This window comes from Caballeronia sp. LZ001 (assembly GCF_031450875.1).
GTDB lineage: Bacteria > Pseudomonadota > Gammaproteobacteria > Burkholderiales > Burkholderiaceae > Caballeronia.
In genome coordinates, this window is record NZ_JARTVX010000004.1 from 3,462,898 (window position 1) to 3,479,726 (window position 16,829).

The following is a 16,829-nucleotide window of genomic DNA, read 5'->3' on the forward strand; positions in this document are numbered from 1 at the left end:
TAATAACGATGTCAAAACGCCTCGACCGAGTATATCTTGCGGCTGGTACCGCACTTGCCGCAGTGACGCTCGTCGCTTGTGGAACAGCTTCCGCGGTTCGCCCCGACGAAGACTTCTCGCCGTCGTCCGACGACCGCATCTTCATGCAGTTGCGCGATGCCGCGCGCGCGAACGATCCGGCCAAAGCCGCCGTTCTTGCCGCGCAAATCCCGAACTATCCGGCGCCGAGTTACGTCGAGTACTTCACGATCAAGCCGCAACTCTTCGATTCGCAAGGCCACGCGCGCATCGACGCGCCCGATGCGCCGGTGCTCTCGTTCCTGCAGCGCAACGACGGCCAGGCCATTGCCGACCGCATGCGCAACGATTATCTCGTCGTGCTCGGCAGCCGTCACGACTGGAAGAACTTCGAGCAGCAATATGCCCGCTTCGTGCTCAACGACGACACGCAGGTCAAGTGCTATGCACTCGAAGCGCGTCTCTCGAAGGGCGAGAACGTCGCGGAAGCGGCGCGCGCGCTGCTCGTCGATCCCAAATGGTACGGCGACGGCTGCGTCGATCTCATCGGCGCACTTGCGGAGTCAGGCCAGTTCACGAGCGACGACATCTGGCAGCAGATTCGCATCGCTTACGAACAGAACTACACGTCGACCGGATTAAATATCGTCGAAGCGCTCGGGCAGGAAAAGCCGAAAGGCTCGCTTCTCGACGACGCGGTCAACAAGCCGCCGCTTTACCTCGCGCGCGGCGTCATGCCGAACACGCCGGCGCACCAACTGACCTTGCTCGCCATTACGCGCATGGCTCGCAACGATCCGGCAATGGCCGCGGCCACGTTCAGTTCGGTCGCGCCGAGTCTCACCGCGCAGGAACGCGCGATCGGCTGGGGCACCATCGGCTATCAGGCGGCGATCAAGCGCATGCCGGCCGCGTCGGACTGGTATCGGCTATCGGCGAACGCGCAGTTGTCGAACCCCGCATATGAATGGCGCACGCGCAGCGCGCTTCTCGCGGGCGACTGGAACATGGTGCGCTGGTCTATCGACCAGATGCCGCCCAGCTTGCGCAGCCAGCCTGCGTGGACTTACTGGCACGGCCGCGCGGTCAAGCAAGCGGGCGACGCCGCAACGGCCAATCAGGAATTCCAGTCGATCGCGGACCAATACAACTTTTACGGCCAGCTCGCGCTGGAAGAGACCGGCCAGAAGATCAGCGTCCCGCCGCGCACTACCGTGAGCGATGCCGAAATCGCGCAGATGCAGTCGGTGCCGGGCTTCGCGCTGTCGCAACGTTTCTACTCGCTGAACATGCGGCTCGAAGGCAACCGCGAATGGAACTGGCCGTTGCGCAGCATGACGGACCGGCAACTCATCGCCGCCGCGCAGTATGCAAAGCGCATCGAACTGTTCGACCGCACGGTGAACACCGCCGACAAGACTAAGACCGAGCACGACTTCACGCTGCGTTATCTGTCGCCGTTCCGCGATATCGTCGAGCGCGATGCGCAAACCACCGGGCTCGATATCGAATGGGCATACGGGCTTATTCGCCAGGAATCGCGCTTCATCATCAACGCGCGTTCGGAAGTAGGCGCGGGCGGCTTGATGCAACTGATGCCGGGAACGGCGCAACTCGTCGCCAAGAAAATCGGCATGGGTCCGGTGTCGCGCGCGCAAATGAACGACATCAACACCAACATTCTGCTCGGCACAAATTACCTGTCGATGATCTACAATCAATTCGATAACTCGCCCGTGCTCGCCACTGCCGGTTACAACGCAGGTCCCGGCCGGCCGAAGCAATGGCGGCAGGATTTGCGCGCGCCTGTCGAGGGCGCGATTTTTGCTGAAACCATTCCGTTCACCGAGACGCGCGATTACGTCAAGAACGTGCTGTCGAACACCGTCTATTACGCGGCACTGTTCGAAGGCCGTCCGCAATCGCTGAAGACGCGGCTGGGATATATCGCGCCGTAGTTCTTTTGCACCGCGCGTCGCGGTTTCGTTGCACGAATAAACGGAACGGGCGCGCGGCTGCCCCTTCGCCGTTCGCATTCGTCAAAGCGCACTCACAAAGCCGCGACTCAAGAGGCGAATATGCGACATCAAAAGGTAGCGCTCATCGGCGGTTCGGGTTTCATCGGAAGTCATCTCGTCAACGCGCTGGTCGATTTCGGCAAGAACGTGCGGATTGCCACGCGGCGCCGTTCCAACGCGGCGCATCTGACGCTTCTTCCCGTCGATGTCATCGAAACCGATATTCACGATCCCGCGCAACTCGCGGCTTTCGTCGCGGAGGCCGACGCGGTGATCAACCTCGTCGGCGTGCTGCAAGGGCGGCGCGGCGAGCCTTATGGGCCTGAGTTCGAGAAAGCGCACGTCGAGTTGCCGCGCAAGATCGCGGCGGCGTGCGCGGCGAAAGGCGTGCGCCGGCTGCTGCACATGAGCGCGATCGGCGCGGATTCGGAAGGTCCGAGCATGTATTTGCGCTCGAAGGGCGATGGCGAAAAGGCGGTGCGCGACTCGGGCCTCGACTGGACCATTTTCCGAAGCTCCGTCGTTTTCGGTCCCGAGGACAATCTGCTGAATCAGTTCGCCTTCCTCGAACGCATGTTCCCGGTGATTCCGCTGGCTTGCGCCGACGCGCAGTTCCAGCCTATTTTCGTCGGCGACGTGGCCAAGGCCATGGTCAACGTGCTGGACCTCGACGCGGCCAACCGCATGGTCTACGAACTCGCGGGGCCGGGCGTCTTCACGCTCGCGGAGCTGGTGCGCTTTGCGGGCGCGACCATCGGCAAGCATTCGCGCATCATCAAATTGCCCGAGAGCCTTGGCCGCCTTCAGGCGATGACGCTCGAACTCGCGCCCGGCGAACCGCTGATTTCGCGCGACAATCTCGATTCCATGAAAACGCCGAATATTGCGAGCGGCCCGCTTGCGCCCGAACTGGGCATCGGCGAACCGGCGAGCATCGAGGCGATTGCGCCGTTGTATCTGACGGGCGCGTCGAATCGCTCGCGCTTCAATTCTTTTCGCGCCACGGCGCATCGCTGAACTTCGATCGCATGAAACTCGTCATTGGTGACAAGAACACGTCTTCCTGGTCCATGCGCCCTTGGGTGCTGATGAAGCACTTCGGCATTCCCTTCGAGGAAACGCTGATCCGTCTCGGTCAGCCCGATACCAAGGCGCGCATTCTCGAAGTGTCGCCATCGGGCAAGGTGCCGTGTCTCGTCACCGACGACGGCGCCTCCGTGTGGGAGTCGCTTGCGATCATGGAGACCCTCGCCGAGCGCTTTCCCGACCACGCGATGTGGCCGCGCGATGCCGGCGCGCGGGCTCATGCGCGCAGCATCAGCGCCGAGATGCACGCGAGTTTCGCTGACTTGCGTCAGTCGATGCCCATGGAAATTCACACGCACGCGCCAGGCAAAGGCGCAAGCGAAGGCGCATTGGCGAATATCGCGCGCATCGAAGCGTTGTGGGCCGATTGCCTGGCGAAGTCGGGCGGGCCGTTTCTGTTCGGCGAGTTCGGTATTGCGGATGCCATCTTCGCGCCGGTCGTCATGCGCTTCAATTCCTACGAGCCGTCGCTTGACGATGAATCGCGTGCCTATGCGCAGCGCGTGACCGCATTGCCCGCGGTCGTGGCGTGGATCGAGGATGCAAAGCAGGAAATCGCGCAATGAACATTTACGCGGTTGGCGGCGCGATCCGCGACGAGTTGCTCGGCGTGCCGGTGGTGGATCGCGATTATGTCGTGGTTGGAGCCACGCCCGAGCAAATGGTGGCGCAAGGCTATAAGCCGGTGGGCAAGGATTTCCCGGTGTTTTTGCATCCGCAGACGCACGAGGAATACGCGCTCGCGCGCACCGAGCGCAAGACGGCGGCGGGGTATCACGGCTTCCAGTTCTACTACTCGCCGGACGTGACGCTCGAAGAGGATTTGACGCGGCGCGATTTGACCATCAATGCAATGGCGCGCGAAGTGAATCCCGATGGCGAACTGACCGGCCCGGTGATCGATCCGTTCAACGGCCGCGCCGATCTCGCGCAGAAACTCTTCCGGCATGTGGGCGATGCGTTCATCGAAGACCCGGTGCGTATTCTTCGTCTCGCTCGTTTCGCGGCGCGCTTCGCCGATTTTTCAGTCGCGCCGGAAACCGAAGCGCTGATGAAGAAAATGGTCGAGGCGGGCGAAGTCGATGCCCTCGTGCCCGAGCGTGTATGGCAGGAAGTCTCGCGCGGTCTGATGGAAAAGAAGCCTTCCCGCATGTTCGAGGTCCTGCGCGGTTGCGGCGCGCTGGCGCGCATTCTCCCCGAAGTCAACGCGCTTTGGGGCGTGCCGCAACGCGCCGACTATCACCCTGAAGTAGACACCGGCGTCCACGTGATGATGGTGGTGGACTACGCGGCGTCGCAGGGGTTTGCGTTGCCGGTGCGCTTCGCCGCGCTCACTCACGATCTCGGCAAGGCGACCACGCCGGACGATATCCTGCCGCGCCATCTTGGTCACGAAGGGCGCAGCGTCGATCTCCTGAAGCCGCTTTGCGACCGATTGCGCGTGCCGAACGAGTGCCGCGATCTGGCGGTACTCGTCGCGCGCGAGCACGGCAACATTCATCGCGTCATGGACGCGGGCGCGGCCGCGCTGGTGCGCCTCTTCGAACGCGCCGACGCGTTGCGCAAACCCGCGCGTTTCGCGGAAGCCTTGCAGGCGTGTCTCGCCGATGCGCGCGGTCGGCTCGGTCTGGAACAGCAGCCTTATCCACAGGCTGAACGGCTGCGCAAGGCGCTAGTCGCGGCCCGTTCCGTCGATGCCGGCGCGGTCGCGCAACGCTTCGCCAATCAGCCCGCCCGCATAAAAGACGCCGTGCACGATGCGCGGGTCGAAGCGGTGAAGGCGGTTCTGTAACGGCTAGAGCGCGCGCGCGATCAGCGACAGCAACATCGACAGCAGCAGCGTCGACATGAACGGAAACGAGTATTCGCGTCCAAAGATGCGCAGCGTGAAATCGCCCGGCAAGCGCCCGACGCCGAGCTTGCGGAGCCACGGCCAGCAAGCCGACAGCACCATCAGCGCGACAAACGTAGTCAGAAGCCAGCGGATCATGGCAATGGCTCAGAGCGTATGGGAACGGTCGCCGGCCGAGAAGGCGTCGAGCGTGCCGGGAATGCCGCGCGAAAACGCGATCACCTTGAAGAGTTCGCCCATCTCTGCTTCCGAAAGCAATTTCTGCACGGCGTTGGCGGCGGGCAAAAAGCGCCGCACGTCGGCGGGATCGAGTTCGTTGAGTACGTCGGTGATACCGGCGTTCATCAGAAAGCGCGCCTGCGACGTGAAGCCCAGCAGATCGGCGCCGGCTTCCGTGCCTGCTTCCGCGATCCCCGTGAATTCGACGTGCGCCGTGATGTCCTGCAAGCCCGGATAGAGAAACGGGTCCGTGTGCGCGCGATGCCGGTAATGACACATCAACGTTCCGGTCGCGCGCTGCGCGTGATAGAACTCGCGGCGCGGAAATCCATAGTCGATGAAAAACGCCGCGCCGCGCGTGAGCATGGTGCAAACGGTCTTCGTGAAGCCGAGCGCCGCCTCGTGCGTTTCGGTCACGTATTCGGTGAATGGCTCGTCGTTGGCTTCGTCGATGGCGGCATCGATCAATTCGATTTGCTCGTCGATTTCCACGGGATGGTCATCGAAAGCGAGACGGTCGTTCAGCACGACCACGCCGCGCTCGTGCCACGCGCCGAGCTTGCGCACCACGAGCCGCACCGGCATGGCGTCCAGCACTTCGTTGCCGATCACCACGCCTTCGAACGAATCCGGCAATGCATCGAGCCAGATGACCTTGGCGGCGAGCGTGGGCGCCTGCGCTTCGATTGTCTCGCGCTGGCGCGCGCGCAATTCGCCGGAAAGATCGACGATTGCGTAACTATCGAAGGCCACGTCCAGTTCGGCGAGCGCGTTGAGCAAACCCGCCGCGAGCTTGCCCGTGCCCGCGCCGAACTCCATCAGCCGGCGCGTGCCGCTCTGTTCGAGCGCCTGCGCCACGGGCCGCGCGAGCGTCGTCGCGAACAAGGGCGACAATTCCGGCGCGGTGACGAAGTCGCTGCCGTCTTCCGCACGCCGGCCGAACTTCGTCGCGCCGCCGCTGTAATAGCCGAGTCCGGGCGCATACAGCGCGAGGTCCATGTAGCGGTCGAACGGCAGCCAGCCGCCCGCCTCGGCGATACGCTCGCAAATCAGCGCGGAAAGTGCGTCGGACTGGGCGAGTGCATCCGCGCCGGGAGCAGGTAAACTGTCGGATTGTCGAGCTTTCGGATTCATCCCAGTATTGTAAATGAGCGCCTCCACGCCGTTATCTTCCGCAAATTCGCCGCTTTCGCCCGCTTCGGCTGCGCGGTCCCGCGTCGTACTCGTGACCGGCGGCGCCAGGCGCATCGGGCGCGGCGTCGCGCTGGAATTCGCTCGCCAGGGCTGGGACGTCGCCGTGCACTACGGCGGCTCTGCGCGTGAAGCGCTCGAAACCGTCGCCGAAATCGAAGCGCTTGGCCGGCGCGCGGCCGCATTGCACGCGGATCTCGGCATCGAAGCGGATGTGGCGCGGCTCGTGCCGGCGTGTGTCGAGGCATTCGGCGCGCTGAATTGCGTGGTGAACTGCGCATCGCGTTTCGACGAAGACACGGCCACCGACTTCGGCTACGCGAAGCTGCTCGAGATGACCGCGATCAACGTCGCCGCGCCGCTCACGCTTGCGCGTCTGTTGCACGAAATCACGCCTGAATCCGCCGCCGATGACGACACGCAACGCGGCGTTGTCATCAACGTGCTCGATCAGAAGCTGTACAACATGAACCCGGATTACCTGTCGTACACGCTCACGAAGGCCGCGCTGGAAAACGCCACCGTCGCGCTCGCGCAGGCGCTGGGGCCGAAGCTGCGCGTCGTCGGCCTCGCGCCGGGACTGACGCTGATTTCCGCCGGGCAGACGCCGGAATCGTTCGCGGCGGCGCATCGCGTGACGCCGCTCAAGCGGGCGTCCACGGTGCGCGACGTCGCGGAGGCCGCGTGCTTTCTGGCGAACGCGCACGGCATGACCGGCACGACGCTCGTGGTCGATGGCGGCCAGCATCTCGTGCCGAGCCCGCGCGACGTGATGTACCTGTTCGGCGCGCCGAAGCTGTAGCCCCGCGCGCCGCGTATCAACTTTTGGAACGAACCCATGCTTGCCGCACTTTCGCATCCCCGGCTGGCCGATTGCCGGCGGCTTTTTCTGCGCAACTACGAAGTGCGCATCAATATCGGTGTGCATGACTTCGAGAAGCGCGGCGAGCAACGCGTCGTGATCAACGTCGAACTGTTCGTGCCGCTCGCGCTGTCCACGCCCGTCGCGGACAAGCTCGCCGAAGTCGTCGACTACGACTTCATGCGCTCGACCATCGCCGAGCGCGTGAAGCGCGGCCACATCCATCTGCAGGAAACACTCTGCGACGATGTCGCCGCCGCGCTGCTCGCGCATCCGAATGTGCGGGCCGTGGTGGTATCGACAGAAAAACCCGACGTGTATCCCGACTGCGACGCGGTGGGCGTCGAAGTCTTCCGTATCAAAGAGGAACGAGCATGAACGCGCCCGAGACACTGCAAGCGCCCGACGAGCAAAAGCCCGCGCGCGAAGCGCTGACGCGCCGTCAGCAGAAGGAAGCCTACGAGAACAACAAGCTCTTCAAGCGGCTCGCGCGGCAAGTCGGCGAGGCGATCGGCGACTTCAACATGATCGAGGAAGGCGACAAGGTCATGGTGTGTCTGTCCGGCGGCAAGGACAGTTACGCGATGCTCGAAATTCTCATGCGCCTGCGCGAGCGCGCGCCGATCAACTTCGAACTCGTGGCCGTCAATCTGGATCAGAAGCAGCCGGGATTTCCGGAGCATGTGCTGCCCGAATATCTGAGCAAGCTCGACATTCCGTTTCATATCGAGAACCAGGATACGTACAGCATCGTCAAGCGGCTGGTGCCGGAAGGCAAGACGACGTGTTCGCTGTGCTCGCGGCTGCGGCGCGGCATTCTGTACCGCGTGGCGGGCGAACTGGGCGCGACCAAGATCGCGCTCGGGCATCATCGCGACGACATTCTGCAGACGCTTTTGCTCAACATGTTTTATGGCGGCAAGCTGAAGGGCATGCCGCCCAAGCTGCAATCGGACGATGGCAAGAACATCGTGATTCGCCCGCTTGCCTACGTGAAGGAAACCGATCTGGAAAAATACGCCGAGTTGCGCGAGTTTCCGATCATCCCGTGCAATCTGTGCGGCAGTCAGCCCAACTTGAAGCGCGCGGAAATGAAGGCGCTGGTGCGCGATTGGGACAAGCGTTTTCCCGGTCGAGTGGACAATATGTTCAACGCGCTGACCAATGTCGTGCCGTCGCACTTGATGGATCACAAGCTCTTTCCGTTCGCCGGATTGTGCGCGACGGGCGAGGCGGACGCAAACGGCGATATTGCCTTCGACGAAGAACCGTGCGCGAGCGAACCGTCCGGGCCGGCAAAGGCGATTTCAATCGTGCAGTTCGACGACCTTTGAGCCTTTCCCGACAAGGCGCAGCGTGGCATTTACCGCACTGCGTCAAAAGGCCTGCGTGCTATATTGGCCGCAACCATTCTTCGCAAGAAATCCGTCAATGAACATCGTGATTCTGGCTGCCGGCATGGGCAAGCGCATGCGCTCCGCTCTGCCGAAGGTCCTTCATCCGCTGGCGGGCAAGCCGCTTCTCGCGCATGTCATCGACACGGCGCGCACGCTTTCGCCGACGCGGCTCGTCGTGGTGATCGGTCACGGCGCGGACAAGGTGCGCGAAGCCGTCGGCGCGTCCGACGTGCAGTTCGCCGTCCAGGACAAGCAACTCGGCACGGGCCACGCGGTGCAACAGGCGCTGCCGCTGCTCGATCCCTCCGTGCCGACGCTCGTGCTCTACGGCGACGTGCCGCTCACGCGCGCAAGCACGTTGCAACGCCTGCTCGATGCTGCCGGCGGCGAACGCTACGGCGTGCTGACGGTAACGGTGGCTGATCCGACCGGCTACGGCCGGATCGTGCGCGATGCCAGCGGTTCCGTGCAGAAAATCGTCGAACAAAAAGATGCGAGCGAGGAAGAGCGGCGGATCGCGGAGATCAACACGGGCATTGTCGTTTCGCCCACGCGCACGCTCGAAGCGTGGCTCGCGTCGCTTAAGAACAACAACGCGCAGGGCGAGTTTTATCTCACCGATGTAGTCGAGCGCGCCATCGAAGCGGGCGTCGAAGTGGTGACGGCGCAGCCCGATGCCGAATGGGAAACGCTCGGTGTGAACAGCAAGATTCAGCTGGCGGAACTGGAGCGCGTGCATCAGCGCAACGTGGCTTACGCGCTGCTCGAAGCGGGCGTGACGCTCGCGGACCCGGCCCGCATCGACGTACGCGGCACGCTCGAATGCGGCGCGGACGTTTTCATCGACGTGAATTGCGTCTTCGAAGGCCGCGTGACGCTGGCGGATGACGTGACCATCGGTCCGAACTGCGTGCTTCGCAATGCCACCATCGGCACAGGCGCGCGCGTGGACGCGTACACGCATATCGAAGGCGGCAAGACCGGCGCGAATGTCGTGCTCGGGCCGTATGCGCGGCTGCGTCCGGGCGCGGTGCTTGGCGACGAAGCGCACGTCGGCAACTTCGTCGAAGTGAAGAACGCGGTGCTAGGCCACGGTTCCAAGGCGAACCACCTGACCTATATCGGCGACGCGGACATCGGCGCGCGGGTAAATGTCGGCGCCGGAACCATTACCTGTAACTACGACGGCGCGAACAAGCATCGCACGATCATCGAAGACGACGTGTTCGTCGGCTCGGATACGCAGCTCGTCGCGCCCGTGCGCGTAGGTCGCGGCGTGACCATCGCGGCGGGCACGACCGTGTGGAAGGATGTCGGCGAAGGCGAACTCGTGCTGAACGAGAAAGTGCAGGTCAGCAAGCCGGGCTACGTTCGCCCGGTCAAGGCGAAGAAGGTCTGAACAACGCGCGCGGACTGCATTGCGGCGCGCGCACGAAACTAAGTCTGAAAGGATCAACGCCATGTGTGGAATTGTCGGCGCGGTTGCGCAACGTAATATCGTCCCGGTGCTCGTCGAAGGCCTGCGACGCCTCGAATATCGCGGCTACGACTCGTGCGGCGTCGCCGTATTGAGCAACGGCGAGCCGCGCCGCGCGCGCAGCGTCGCCCGCGTGGCCGATCTCGACGAACAGGTGAAGCAATCGGGACTCGCCGGCATGACGGCCATTGCGCACACGCGCTGGGCCACGCATGGCGCGCCCGTCACCGACAACGCACACCCCATCTTTTCGCGCGATACCGTGGCGCTCGTGCATAACGGCATCATCGAGAACTACGAGGCGTTGCGCGAGATGCTGCGCGGCAAGGGCTACGAGTTCGTATCGCAGACGGATACCGAAGTCATCGCGCATCTGATTCACAGCATGTATCGCGGTGATCTGTTCCAGACCGTGCGCGAAGCCGTCGCGCAATTGCATGGCGCGTATGCCATCGCGGTCATTCATAAGGATCAGCCGCATACGGTGGTGGGCGCGCGCCAGGGTTCGCCGCTCGTCGTCGGTCTGGGCGATGGCGAGAATTTCCTCGCGTCCGATGCGCTCGCCATTGCGGGCAGCACGGACCGTTTCTCGTTCCTCGAAGAAGGCGATGTCGTCGAACTTTCGCTCGATGGCGTGAAGATTTTCGATCGGGCGGGTCTGCCCGCGAAGCGCGAAGTGCGCGTGGTGACGGCGTACGGCGGCGCCGTGGAGCTTGGGCCGTATCGCCATTTCATGCAGAAGGAAATCTTCGAGCAGCCGCGCGCTATCACCGACACGATTCCGCAAGCCGATCACTTCGACCCGGAGCTATTCGGCGCGACGGCCGGCGAGGTGTTCGCGGAAATCGACAGCGTGCTCATTCTGGCGTGCGGCACGAGTTCGTACGCGGGTTTGACGGCGAAGTACTGGCTTGAATCGATCGCGAAGATTCCGACGCAGGTCGAGATTGCGAGCGAGTATCGGTATCGGGAGTCGGTGCCGAATCCGAAAGCGTTGGTCGTGGTGGTATCCCAATCGGGCGAAACCGCCGACACGCTCGCCGCGCTCAAGCACGCGCAATCGCTCGGCCACAAGTACACGCTCGCGGTCTGCAACGTTGCGACGAGCGCGATGGTGCGACAGACCGAGTTCGCGTTCCTGACGCATGCGGGCACGGAGATTGGCGTGGCGTCGACGAAGGCGTTCACGACGCAGCTCGTCGGCTTGTTCGTGCTGGCGGTGACGCTCGGTAAGCTGCGCGATTTCGTCGATGCAAAGCAGGAAGCGGCTTATCTCGGTCAGTTGCGTCACTTGCCGGCGGCGTTGAATAGCGTGCTGGCGCTGGAGCCGCAGATCATCGCGTGGTCGGAGGAATTCGCGCGCAAGGAGAATGCGCTTTTCCTCGGGCGCGGGCTGCATTATCCGATCGCGCTGGAAGGCGCGTTGAAGCTCAAGGAGATTTCGTATATCCACGCGGAGGCTTATCCGGCGGGCGAACTGAAGCACGGGCCGCTCGCGCTGGTGACCGAGGCGATGCCGGTCGTGACCGTCGCGCCGAACGATACGCTGCTTGAAAAGCTCAAGTCGAACATGCAGGAAGTGCGGGCACGCGGCGGTGAGCTTTATGTGTTCGCGGATGCGGATACGCGCATCGTCAGCGAGGCGGGCATTCACGTCATCCGCATGCCCGAGCATTACGGCGCGCTCTCGCCGATTTTGCATGTGGTGCCGCTGCAATTGCTGTCGTATCACACCGCTTGTGCGCGTGGGACGGATGTGGATAAGCCGCGGAATCTGGCGAAGTCGGTGACGGTGGAGTGAAGTTGGGTTGGTGCCGTCGCGAGTGTCCCGCACAAATAGAAAGCTTCTAAACATAGGGGTAGAAGCCTTTTTTCGAAGGGGGTAAGGCTTCCTTGGAAGCCTTATTGGCTAAGGCTGAAAGGCTTCTTCCCAACCCCGCAGCTTCTGCATTTTGATACCATCAAATCACCCGCTGCAAAAATCGAAATTTTGGTACCAGAACGAAAGCAACTAGCAAGATTGGAAGCTTAATTCTTACTATCGGCGCAATCCGCCGCGCTCCTCGGAATTCGCGGGCCGAACAAAATGCCACTCGGCTGCCCCCTCCGGGTAGTCCTGTGGCCACTCTTTTGCGAGCAATTCAATCGCACCCCAAGCTCGCTCGTTCGCGTCTATTGGCTCGTCATTCTCATAGTTTCCATTGGGTTCGCCGTCTGCAGAGTCACGACCGCATCTCTTTGGGAGTAACTCCTTCCACGCTCCCTCCGAACCTGCGACTTCACGCACTGCTCCCAAAACCCTCCGCGCGCACTCACTGCGGTCCAACGCCCGCCGGAGCCGCTCCCGCATCTCATCCTTGAGCCCAAGCTCACGTGCGACCACTTCGACATCGGCCGCCGCATCTGTCAGCAGAGTCTCGACCAGCTCAACTAGCGTCGATGCCAGCTCGGCGGCAGTTGTGCGATTCGCCGTCGTTTTGATTGCAATAGGGTCATCCATCCAACCTATAGAGATGTCGTTCTAAACGCTCGACGCTGATTGAGCGCTTGCTCGGCACGGCAGATTTAAGCAGCACGTTGAGACGATGGACGTTTCAATTCGCAACGACACTCTCGGAGACCGGAAAAACAGGTCGATACGAATCGAAATGCAGAACTTGGCGCGGTTCAAGACGGACTTAGCGCATGGCAGAATACGGCGCGCAGCAAGAATTTCCCTGCGCGCAAACACAGGAGGAGTCGTTTGCTAAGGACCATCATTGTCAGCGCGCTGTTGACGACAACTGTCACGGCGTTCGCCGGGCAGCATTACGTCGAGGTCTGGGACCCGCCGGAGGCTCGTGGAGATTCATCATTGGGCGTTGGGCACCAACACAAGCCTGCGCGAAAGCGCGTAGCGCCGGTCAAACGAGCGACGGTGCGCAGCAAACAACGCGGCATGATGAAGTCGGTGGCGGCGCCAGTGCCGACGTCGGCCGCCCCCGAGCAGCGTCGTCCAACCTTTGATGAGATACCCCGTAAGCGAACGCCTCGCGGCGACGTTTTGCGCGTACATGGCGACACGATGCGCGTCCACGTCGAACGTTGACGAACAATGCGGCTATCGAAATGCTGCTAATTGTGAAACCACTCGCATACGCGCAGAACTCACCGCTGGCGACGCTTTGTCTTCTTGCCATCAGTCCGGCTGCTGTACGGGTACGTATGGAATTGACTAAGCGCAGCAGACCTGCTGTTGCCGCTTCGCATTCCTGGTCCTGCACATAACCGCCCGAGCCACCATTCGACCAATCTCGGCGAGCAGTACACTCTTGTACAATTTAGTTCAAACAGAAGAGCTTCCGCGCTCTGAAACGAGTTTCTTCAATAACAAGACGAGGGACACATGGGCAGCTCCGGCTCGGGTTCGTTTTCGGACTATCCTGGCTCGAAAGCCAAGGACGCAGAGGGTGAAGGAATCGGCGCAACGGGTGGTGCAAGCGGCGTTGACAAGTGCAAACAGGCTTTTAGCTGCGTGCTTGAAGACGTCGCCCAGTGTGCCTTCTACTCGCAGTTCATGACGGTGCCGGCCATCGGCACGCAGCTCTCCATCGCATTTCACCCGCCACGCGTTTTTGCGGTAGACGTCAACGGCTTAACGGTGGGCGCGCTTCCGACAGCGTTTAACTATCTCGCAACGTGTCTGACTGCCGGTGTCACTTATGTTGGGGTAGTCAAACACTCGGCGGCGCAACCGGTGCCGACCATTGAAGCCGACTTCGTGCCGCAATAACCATGGCTGCTACAGAGACTCTGCTGGTTGTGGGCGAGCTGGTTGTCGATTTCACGCTGCCTCAAAGCGGTTTCATGTGCAAACTTCGGTTGGGTGGCGTTGCTCACGCAGCGCGAGGGCTTTGGGCCGCAAACATCGAATACTCTGTTGCGGCTTTTTGTCCGCGCTACCTTGTGGATGAGGCGAGGCGCTATCTCGAGAGTTGCGCGTGCGAAGAGTTCATCTGGCTTGGCGATGTCATTGGCGCACCAAATGTCGTAATCATTCAAGACGCGACAGAAGTCGGGCATCAGGGTTACGAAGATTTGATGCGCGACAAAAAACAACTGTTGCTTCATGAGCAGGTACAGGGGCTTGATGCCTATCGGCAGGTTCTTGTGTTTCCGAGCCGGTTTGACATGCAGGCGCTCGCTGCATCGTTCGCGCCCGATGCTTCCTTTGCATTCGACATCGCGTACGACCTTGATGACATTGCATTACTCGATGCTTTTCGCGGACGCACCCGCGCGGTCATCATTTCGACCTCATCAGTCCTGTTCGCTCGCCTCGGCAAGGACGACGTCAGCGGATTGGTGAGCGCCGCAAGAACGTTGTCCCCTGAGGTCCTACTGCTTAAAGAGAATCGTGGTGGCAGCCGACTGTTCGACATTGTCCGAGATACGGTTGAGGAGATACCCGCAACACTAGGGAAGACGGTCAATTCGGTCGGCGTGGGAGACGTCTACTCGGCCGTTATGGTGGCACTCGCTGCCAGTCTCGGCTGGTCCGAAGCGGCGTGGCGCGGATGCCAGGCCGCGACTATATATTCGCAGACGACATTTCCTGATGATATCCGGCGGGACCTACAGCGATGTTTCACGCTGCCGCTGTCAGCACTCCAGTCGCTCGGCGGAGCTTCGCTGCCTTGGCATGAGAGACCTCGGTATTCCATCTATTTTGCAGGCCCCGACTTCTCGTATGTCGAGAAGCAGGAGCTCGAAGCTGCGGCTAAAAGCCTTTCGTACCACAACTTTAAAGTTCGCCGCCCCATACGTGAGAACGGTGAACTGCAGCGGCCGGCTTCAGCAGGAGAGTTGCACCATACCTATCAGAAAGACCTTTGCCTACTCCAAGAGTGCGACGCGGTCTTTGCTGTCCCTCTGGAGCGTGACCCCGGCACGCTGGTCGAGATTGGCATGGCGATTCAGATGAGCAAGCCTGTGGTGACTTACGACCCGCGAAAGGAAAACGAGAATACGATGGTCATGGTGGGAAGTTCGGTATACTCCGCAGACCTTGACGCATGCCTCAACGGGATTTTTGACGTCGTTGCCAAATTAAGGGGCGAAACTCGGTGAAAAAAGTGCTTCTCCTAGCCTCCGGCGGCTTAGACTCAACGACGGTCGGCTATCAGCTAGCATCAAGTGGCATCGCGGTCGTACCCATTTTTTTTGATTACGGGCAGCACTGCGTTGAAGTGGAATGGAAGCGTTTGAACGAGGTTCTGCCTTCCGACATGACTCGTCCTGAGCGCTTCAACATCTCTGAAATCTTCAAAGGTTCGCACTCGCGGCTGATACGCGAAGCAGACCTATGGACTGAGGAGGTCAAGGACGATGACTTGTATATTCCCTATCGAACGATGTTGTTCTTTGCTGCGGCAGCGGCGCGTGCACAGACGGTTGGCATCTTTGATGTCTATACCGGTTTCATCAATAGCAACCATGCGAAAGAAATCGACTGCACCGCCGCGTTCATGAATGACCTGGACGGCCTGACATCGAACATTGGGCCTGTTCGCTTTCACTCTCCATTTCGCTATTCTTCTAAAGCCGACGTCGCGCGTGCCGCTGTTGAGCTTGGCGTGCCTATCGGCCGGACGTACTCGTGCCAAGCGGCTTCGCAATTTCCCTGCGGGGCGTGTCCCAATTGCGTCGAGCGCCTTAAGGCTTTAAGGGAGGCGAAGCTGGTATGAAGAAGTCTCGAGAGGAAGGCGCCGCACTTGAGGTTCTGTTCGCTGCGCGTCGAATTGCCGACCACGCAAGGGGTGAGGGCGCATTTTTTGATGGGCAACCGCTGCGTGCTACCTGTGAACATCTAGGCGCTGTGCTGGCAGATTCTGTACTACAGGCGGGGCTTAACTACGCCACTGTCGTGCGTCCCCGAGTACAGGCCATCCTGCGCACATATCCGAATCTCAAATCGGTCTCTTCGGTCATCTCGATGATTCGGGCGGGAGAAACTGGTTCGTTTCTCAATTGGCGCCACCATGAGAAGGTAAACCGGTTCGAAGCACTGGTTGCGTTTTTAGATGCCGGCGGAATTGAGGATGTGAACGATTTGCGCCGTCGCCTTATGTCAGAGCAATTCTGCGAATCTATCCAGTCGGTGAACGGCATCGGCCCGAAGACTGTCGACTACATGGCTTGCCTAGTAGGAATCGACTCCATCGCTGTCGACCGACACGTCCGCACATTTGCAAAAGTGGCTGGGGTCAAGAATGACGACTACTACTTCCTGCGTAAAACGTTCTGCTGCGCGGCCGACCTTCTTGCTCTTCCGCGACGCGAATTCGACGCGTGGCTGTGGCGTCGTGCCTCGGTGCCCACGCAGACGCAACTATGCCTCGGAATTTGAGCGATACAGCACAGAGCGTAACGAGAATCTGCTTCCGAAGCCAAACGCCAGATAAGAACGGTTCGCTGCGTCCTGTACTTGTTTGTACACGCGGCTCATTTCCGTGTAGCAACTTTGAAGGAGGTCCGTGCGCGCCGCGGACTCACCCTTGTTGTCAATAGGCTAGCGACCAGATTTGCAGCTGCGCCCACACGATGAGGGGCGGTTATGGGGCCGTGAAGAGCATCAATGGGCAGGTCCATCACCCGTCTAAAGCGCGGGTTTAGTCATCACCGACCGCCTGCACCTACCGGCGACGACTGCTGCCCCATGGATTCATGT

Annotated in this window: 16 protein-coding genes; 14 read left to right on the plus strand and 2 right to left on the minus strand. The window is 61.1% G+C overall.

What is annotated here, in order from left to right:
• The first annotated feature begins 8 nt into the window (after positions 1 to 8).
• The 4 genes from P9292_RS27160 to P9292_RS27175 all read left to right on the plus strand — a co-directional run bounded on the left by P9292_RS27160 (position 9) and on the right by P9292_RS27175 (position 4,914).
• Positions 9 to 1,976, plus strand: coding sequence for a transglycosylase SLT domain-containing protein (locus P9292_RS27160; RefSeq protein WP_309962140.1), 1,968 nt, complete (start codon positions 9 to 11; stop codon positions 1,974 to 1,976).
• 120 nt (positions 1,977 to 2,096) lie between these two features.
• Positions 2,097 to 3,053 (plus strand): complex I NDUFA9 subunit family protein, encoded by a 957-nt coding sequence (locus P9292_RS27165; RefSeq protein WP_250509622.1) that lies wholly within the window; start codon positions 2,097 to 2,099, stop codon positions 3,051 to 3,053.
• An 11-nt stretch (positions 3,054 to 3,064) separates the two neighbouring features.
• The gene (locus P9292_RS27170; protein ID WP_309962143.1) at positions 3,065 to 3,688 is read left to right on the plus strand and encodes a glutathione S-transferase family protein; all 624 of its coding nucleotides are present in this window, start codon (positions 3,065 to 3,067) and stop codon (positions 3,686 to 3,688) included.
• Positions 3,685 to 4,914: a multifunctional CCA addition/repair protein gene (locus P9292_RS27175; protein WP_309962145.1), complete on the plus strand. Its 1,230-nt coding sequence runs from the start codon at positions 3,685 to 3,687 to the stop codon at positions 4,912 to 4,914. Before P9292_RS27170 ends, P9292_RS27175 begins: the two co-directional genes overlap by 4 nt.
• Before the next feature lie 3 nt (positions 4,915 to 4,917).
• Here P9292_RS27175 and P9292_RS27180 read toward each other — a convergent pair whose 3' ends face one another.
• Positions 4,918 to 5,112: a DUF2905 domain-containing protein gene (locus P9292_RS27180; protein WP_244826503.1), complete on the minus strand. Its 195-nt coding sequence runs from the start codon at positions 5,110 to 5,112 to the stop codon at positions 4,918 to 4,920.
• A 9-nt stretch (positions 5,113 to 5,121) separates the two neighbouring features.
• Complete coding sequence (locus tag P9292_RS27185; protein WP_309962147.1) at positions 5,122 to 6,327, minus strand: SAM-dependent methyltransferase; 1,206 nt, start codon at positions 6,325 to 6,327, stop codon at positions 5,122 to 5,124.
• Positions 6,328 to 6,340: 13 nt separating this feature from the next.
• Between P9292_RS27185 and P9292_RS27190 the strand changes: the two genes are divergently transcribed.
• From P9292_RS27190 to P9292_RS27235, 10 genes are all read left to right on the plus strand, one after another.
• Positions 6,341 to 7,186: an SDR family oxidoreductase gene (locus tag P9292_RS27190; RefSeq protein ID WP_309962149.1), complete on the plus strand. Its 846-nt coding sequence runs from the start codon at positions 6,341 to 6,343 to the stop codon at positions 7,184 to 7,186.
• A 36-nt stretch (positions 7,187 to 7,222) separates the two neighbouring features.
• Positions 7,223 to 7,624, plus strand: coding sequence for a dihydroneopterin aldolase (locus P9292_RS27195; RefSeq protein WP_244826500.1), 402 nt, complete (start codon positions 7,223 to 7,225; stop codon positions 7,622 to 7,624).
• Positions 7,621 to 8,580 (plus strand): tRNA 2-thiocytidine(32) synthetase TtcA, encoded by a 960-nt coding sequence (gene ttcA, locus P9292_RS27200; RefSeq protein WP_309962150.1) that lies wholly within the window; start codon positions 7,621 to 7,623, stop codon positions 8,578 to 8,580. The genes P9292_RS27195 and ttcA overlap by 4 nt, the downstream gene beginning before the upstream one ends.
• Before the next feature lie 97 nt (positions 8,581 to 8,677).
• Entirely contained in the window at positions 8,678 to 10,042 is a 1,365-nt protein-coding gene (gene glmU, locus P9292_RS27205) for a bifunctional UDP-N-acetylglucosamine diphosphorylase/glucosamine-1-phosphate N-acetyltransferase GlmU (RefSeq protein WP_309962152.1), read from the plus strand.
• Between the two features lie 61 nt (positions 10,043 to 10,103).
• Complete coding sequence (glmS, locus tag P9292_RS27210) at positions 10,104 to 11,921, plus strand: glutamine--fructose-6-phosphate transaminase (isomerizing) (protein ID WP_309962154.1); 1,818 nt, start codon at positions 10,104 to 10,106, stop codon at positions 11,919 to 11,921.
• A 942-nt stretch (positions 11,922 to 12,863) separates the two neighbouring features.
• Positions 12,864 to 13,208, plus strand: coding sequence for a hypothetical protein (locus tag P9292_RS27215; protein WP_309962156.1), 345 nt, complete (start codon positions 12,864 to 12,866; stop codon positions 13,206 to 13,208).
• A gap of 297 nt (positions 13,209 to 13,505) precedes the next feature.
• Complete coding sequence (locus P9292_RS27220) at positions 13,506 to 13,892, plus strand: hypothetical protein (protein WP_309962157.1); 387 nt, start codon at positions 13,506 to 13,508, stop codon at positions 13,890 to 13,892.
• A gap of 2 nt (positions 13,893 to 13,894) precedes the next feature.
• Positions 13,895 to 15,229: a nucleoside 2-deoxyribosyltransferase gene (locus P9292_RS27225; RefSeq protein WP_309962158.1), complete on the plus strand. Its 1,335-nt coding sequence runs from the start codon at positions 13,895 to 13,897 to the stop codon at positions 15,227 to 15,229.
• Positions 15,226 to 15,846 (plus strand): 7-cyano-7-deazaguanine synthase, encoded by a 621-nt coding sequence (locus P9292_RS27230; protein WP_309962161.1) that lies wholly within the window; start codon positions 15,226 to 15,228, stop codon positions 15,844 to 15,846. Before P9292_RS27225 ends, P9292_RS27230 begins: the two co-directional genes overlap by 4 nt.
• On the plus strand, positions 15,843 to 16,508 hold the full coding sequence (locus tag P9292_RS27235; RefSeq protein ID WP_309962164.1) for a hypothetical protein: 666 nt from the start codon (positions 15,843 to 15,845) through the stop codon (positions 16,506 to 16,508). The genes P9292_RS27230 and P9292_RS27235 overlap by 4 nt, the downstream gene beginning before the upstream one ends.
• Positions 16,509 to 16,829 lie beyond the last annotated feature (321 nt).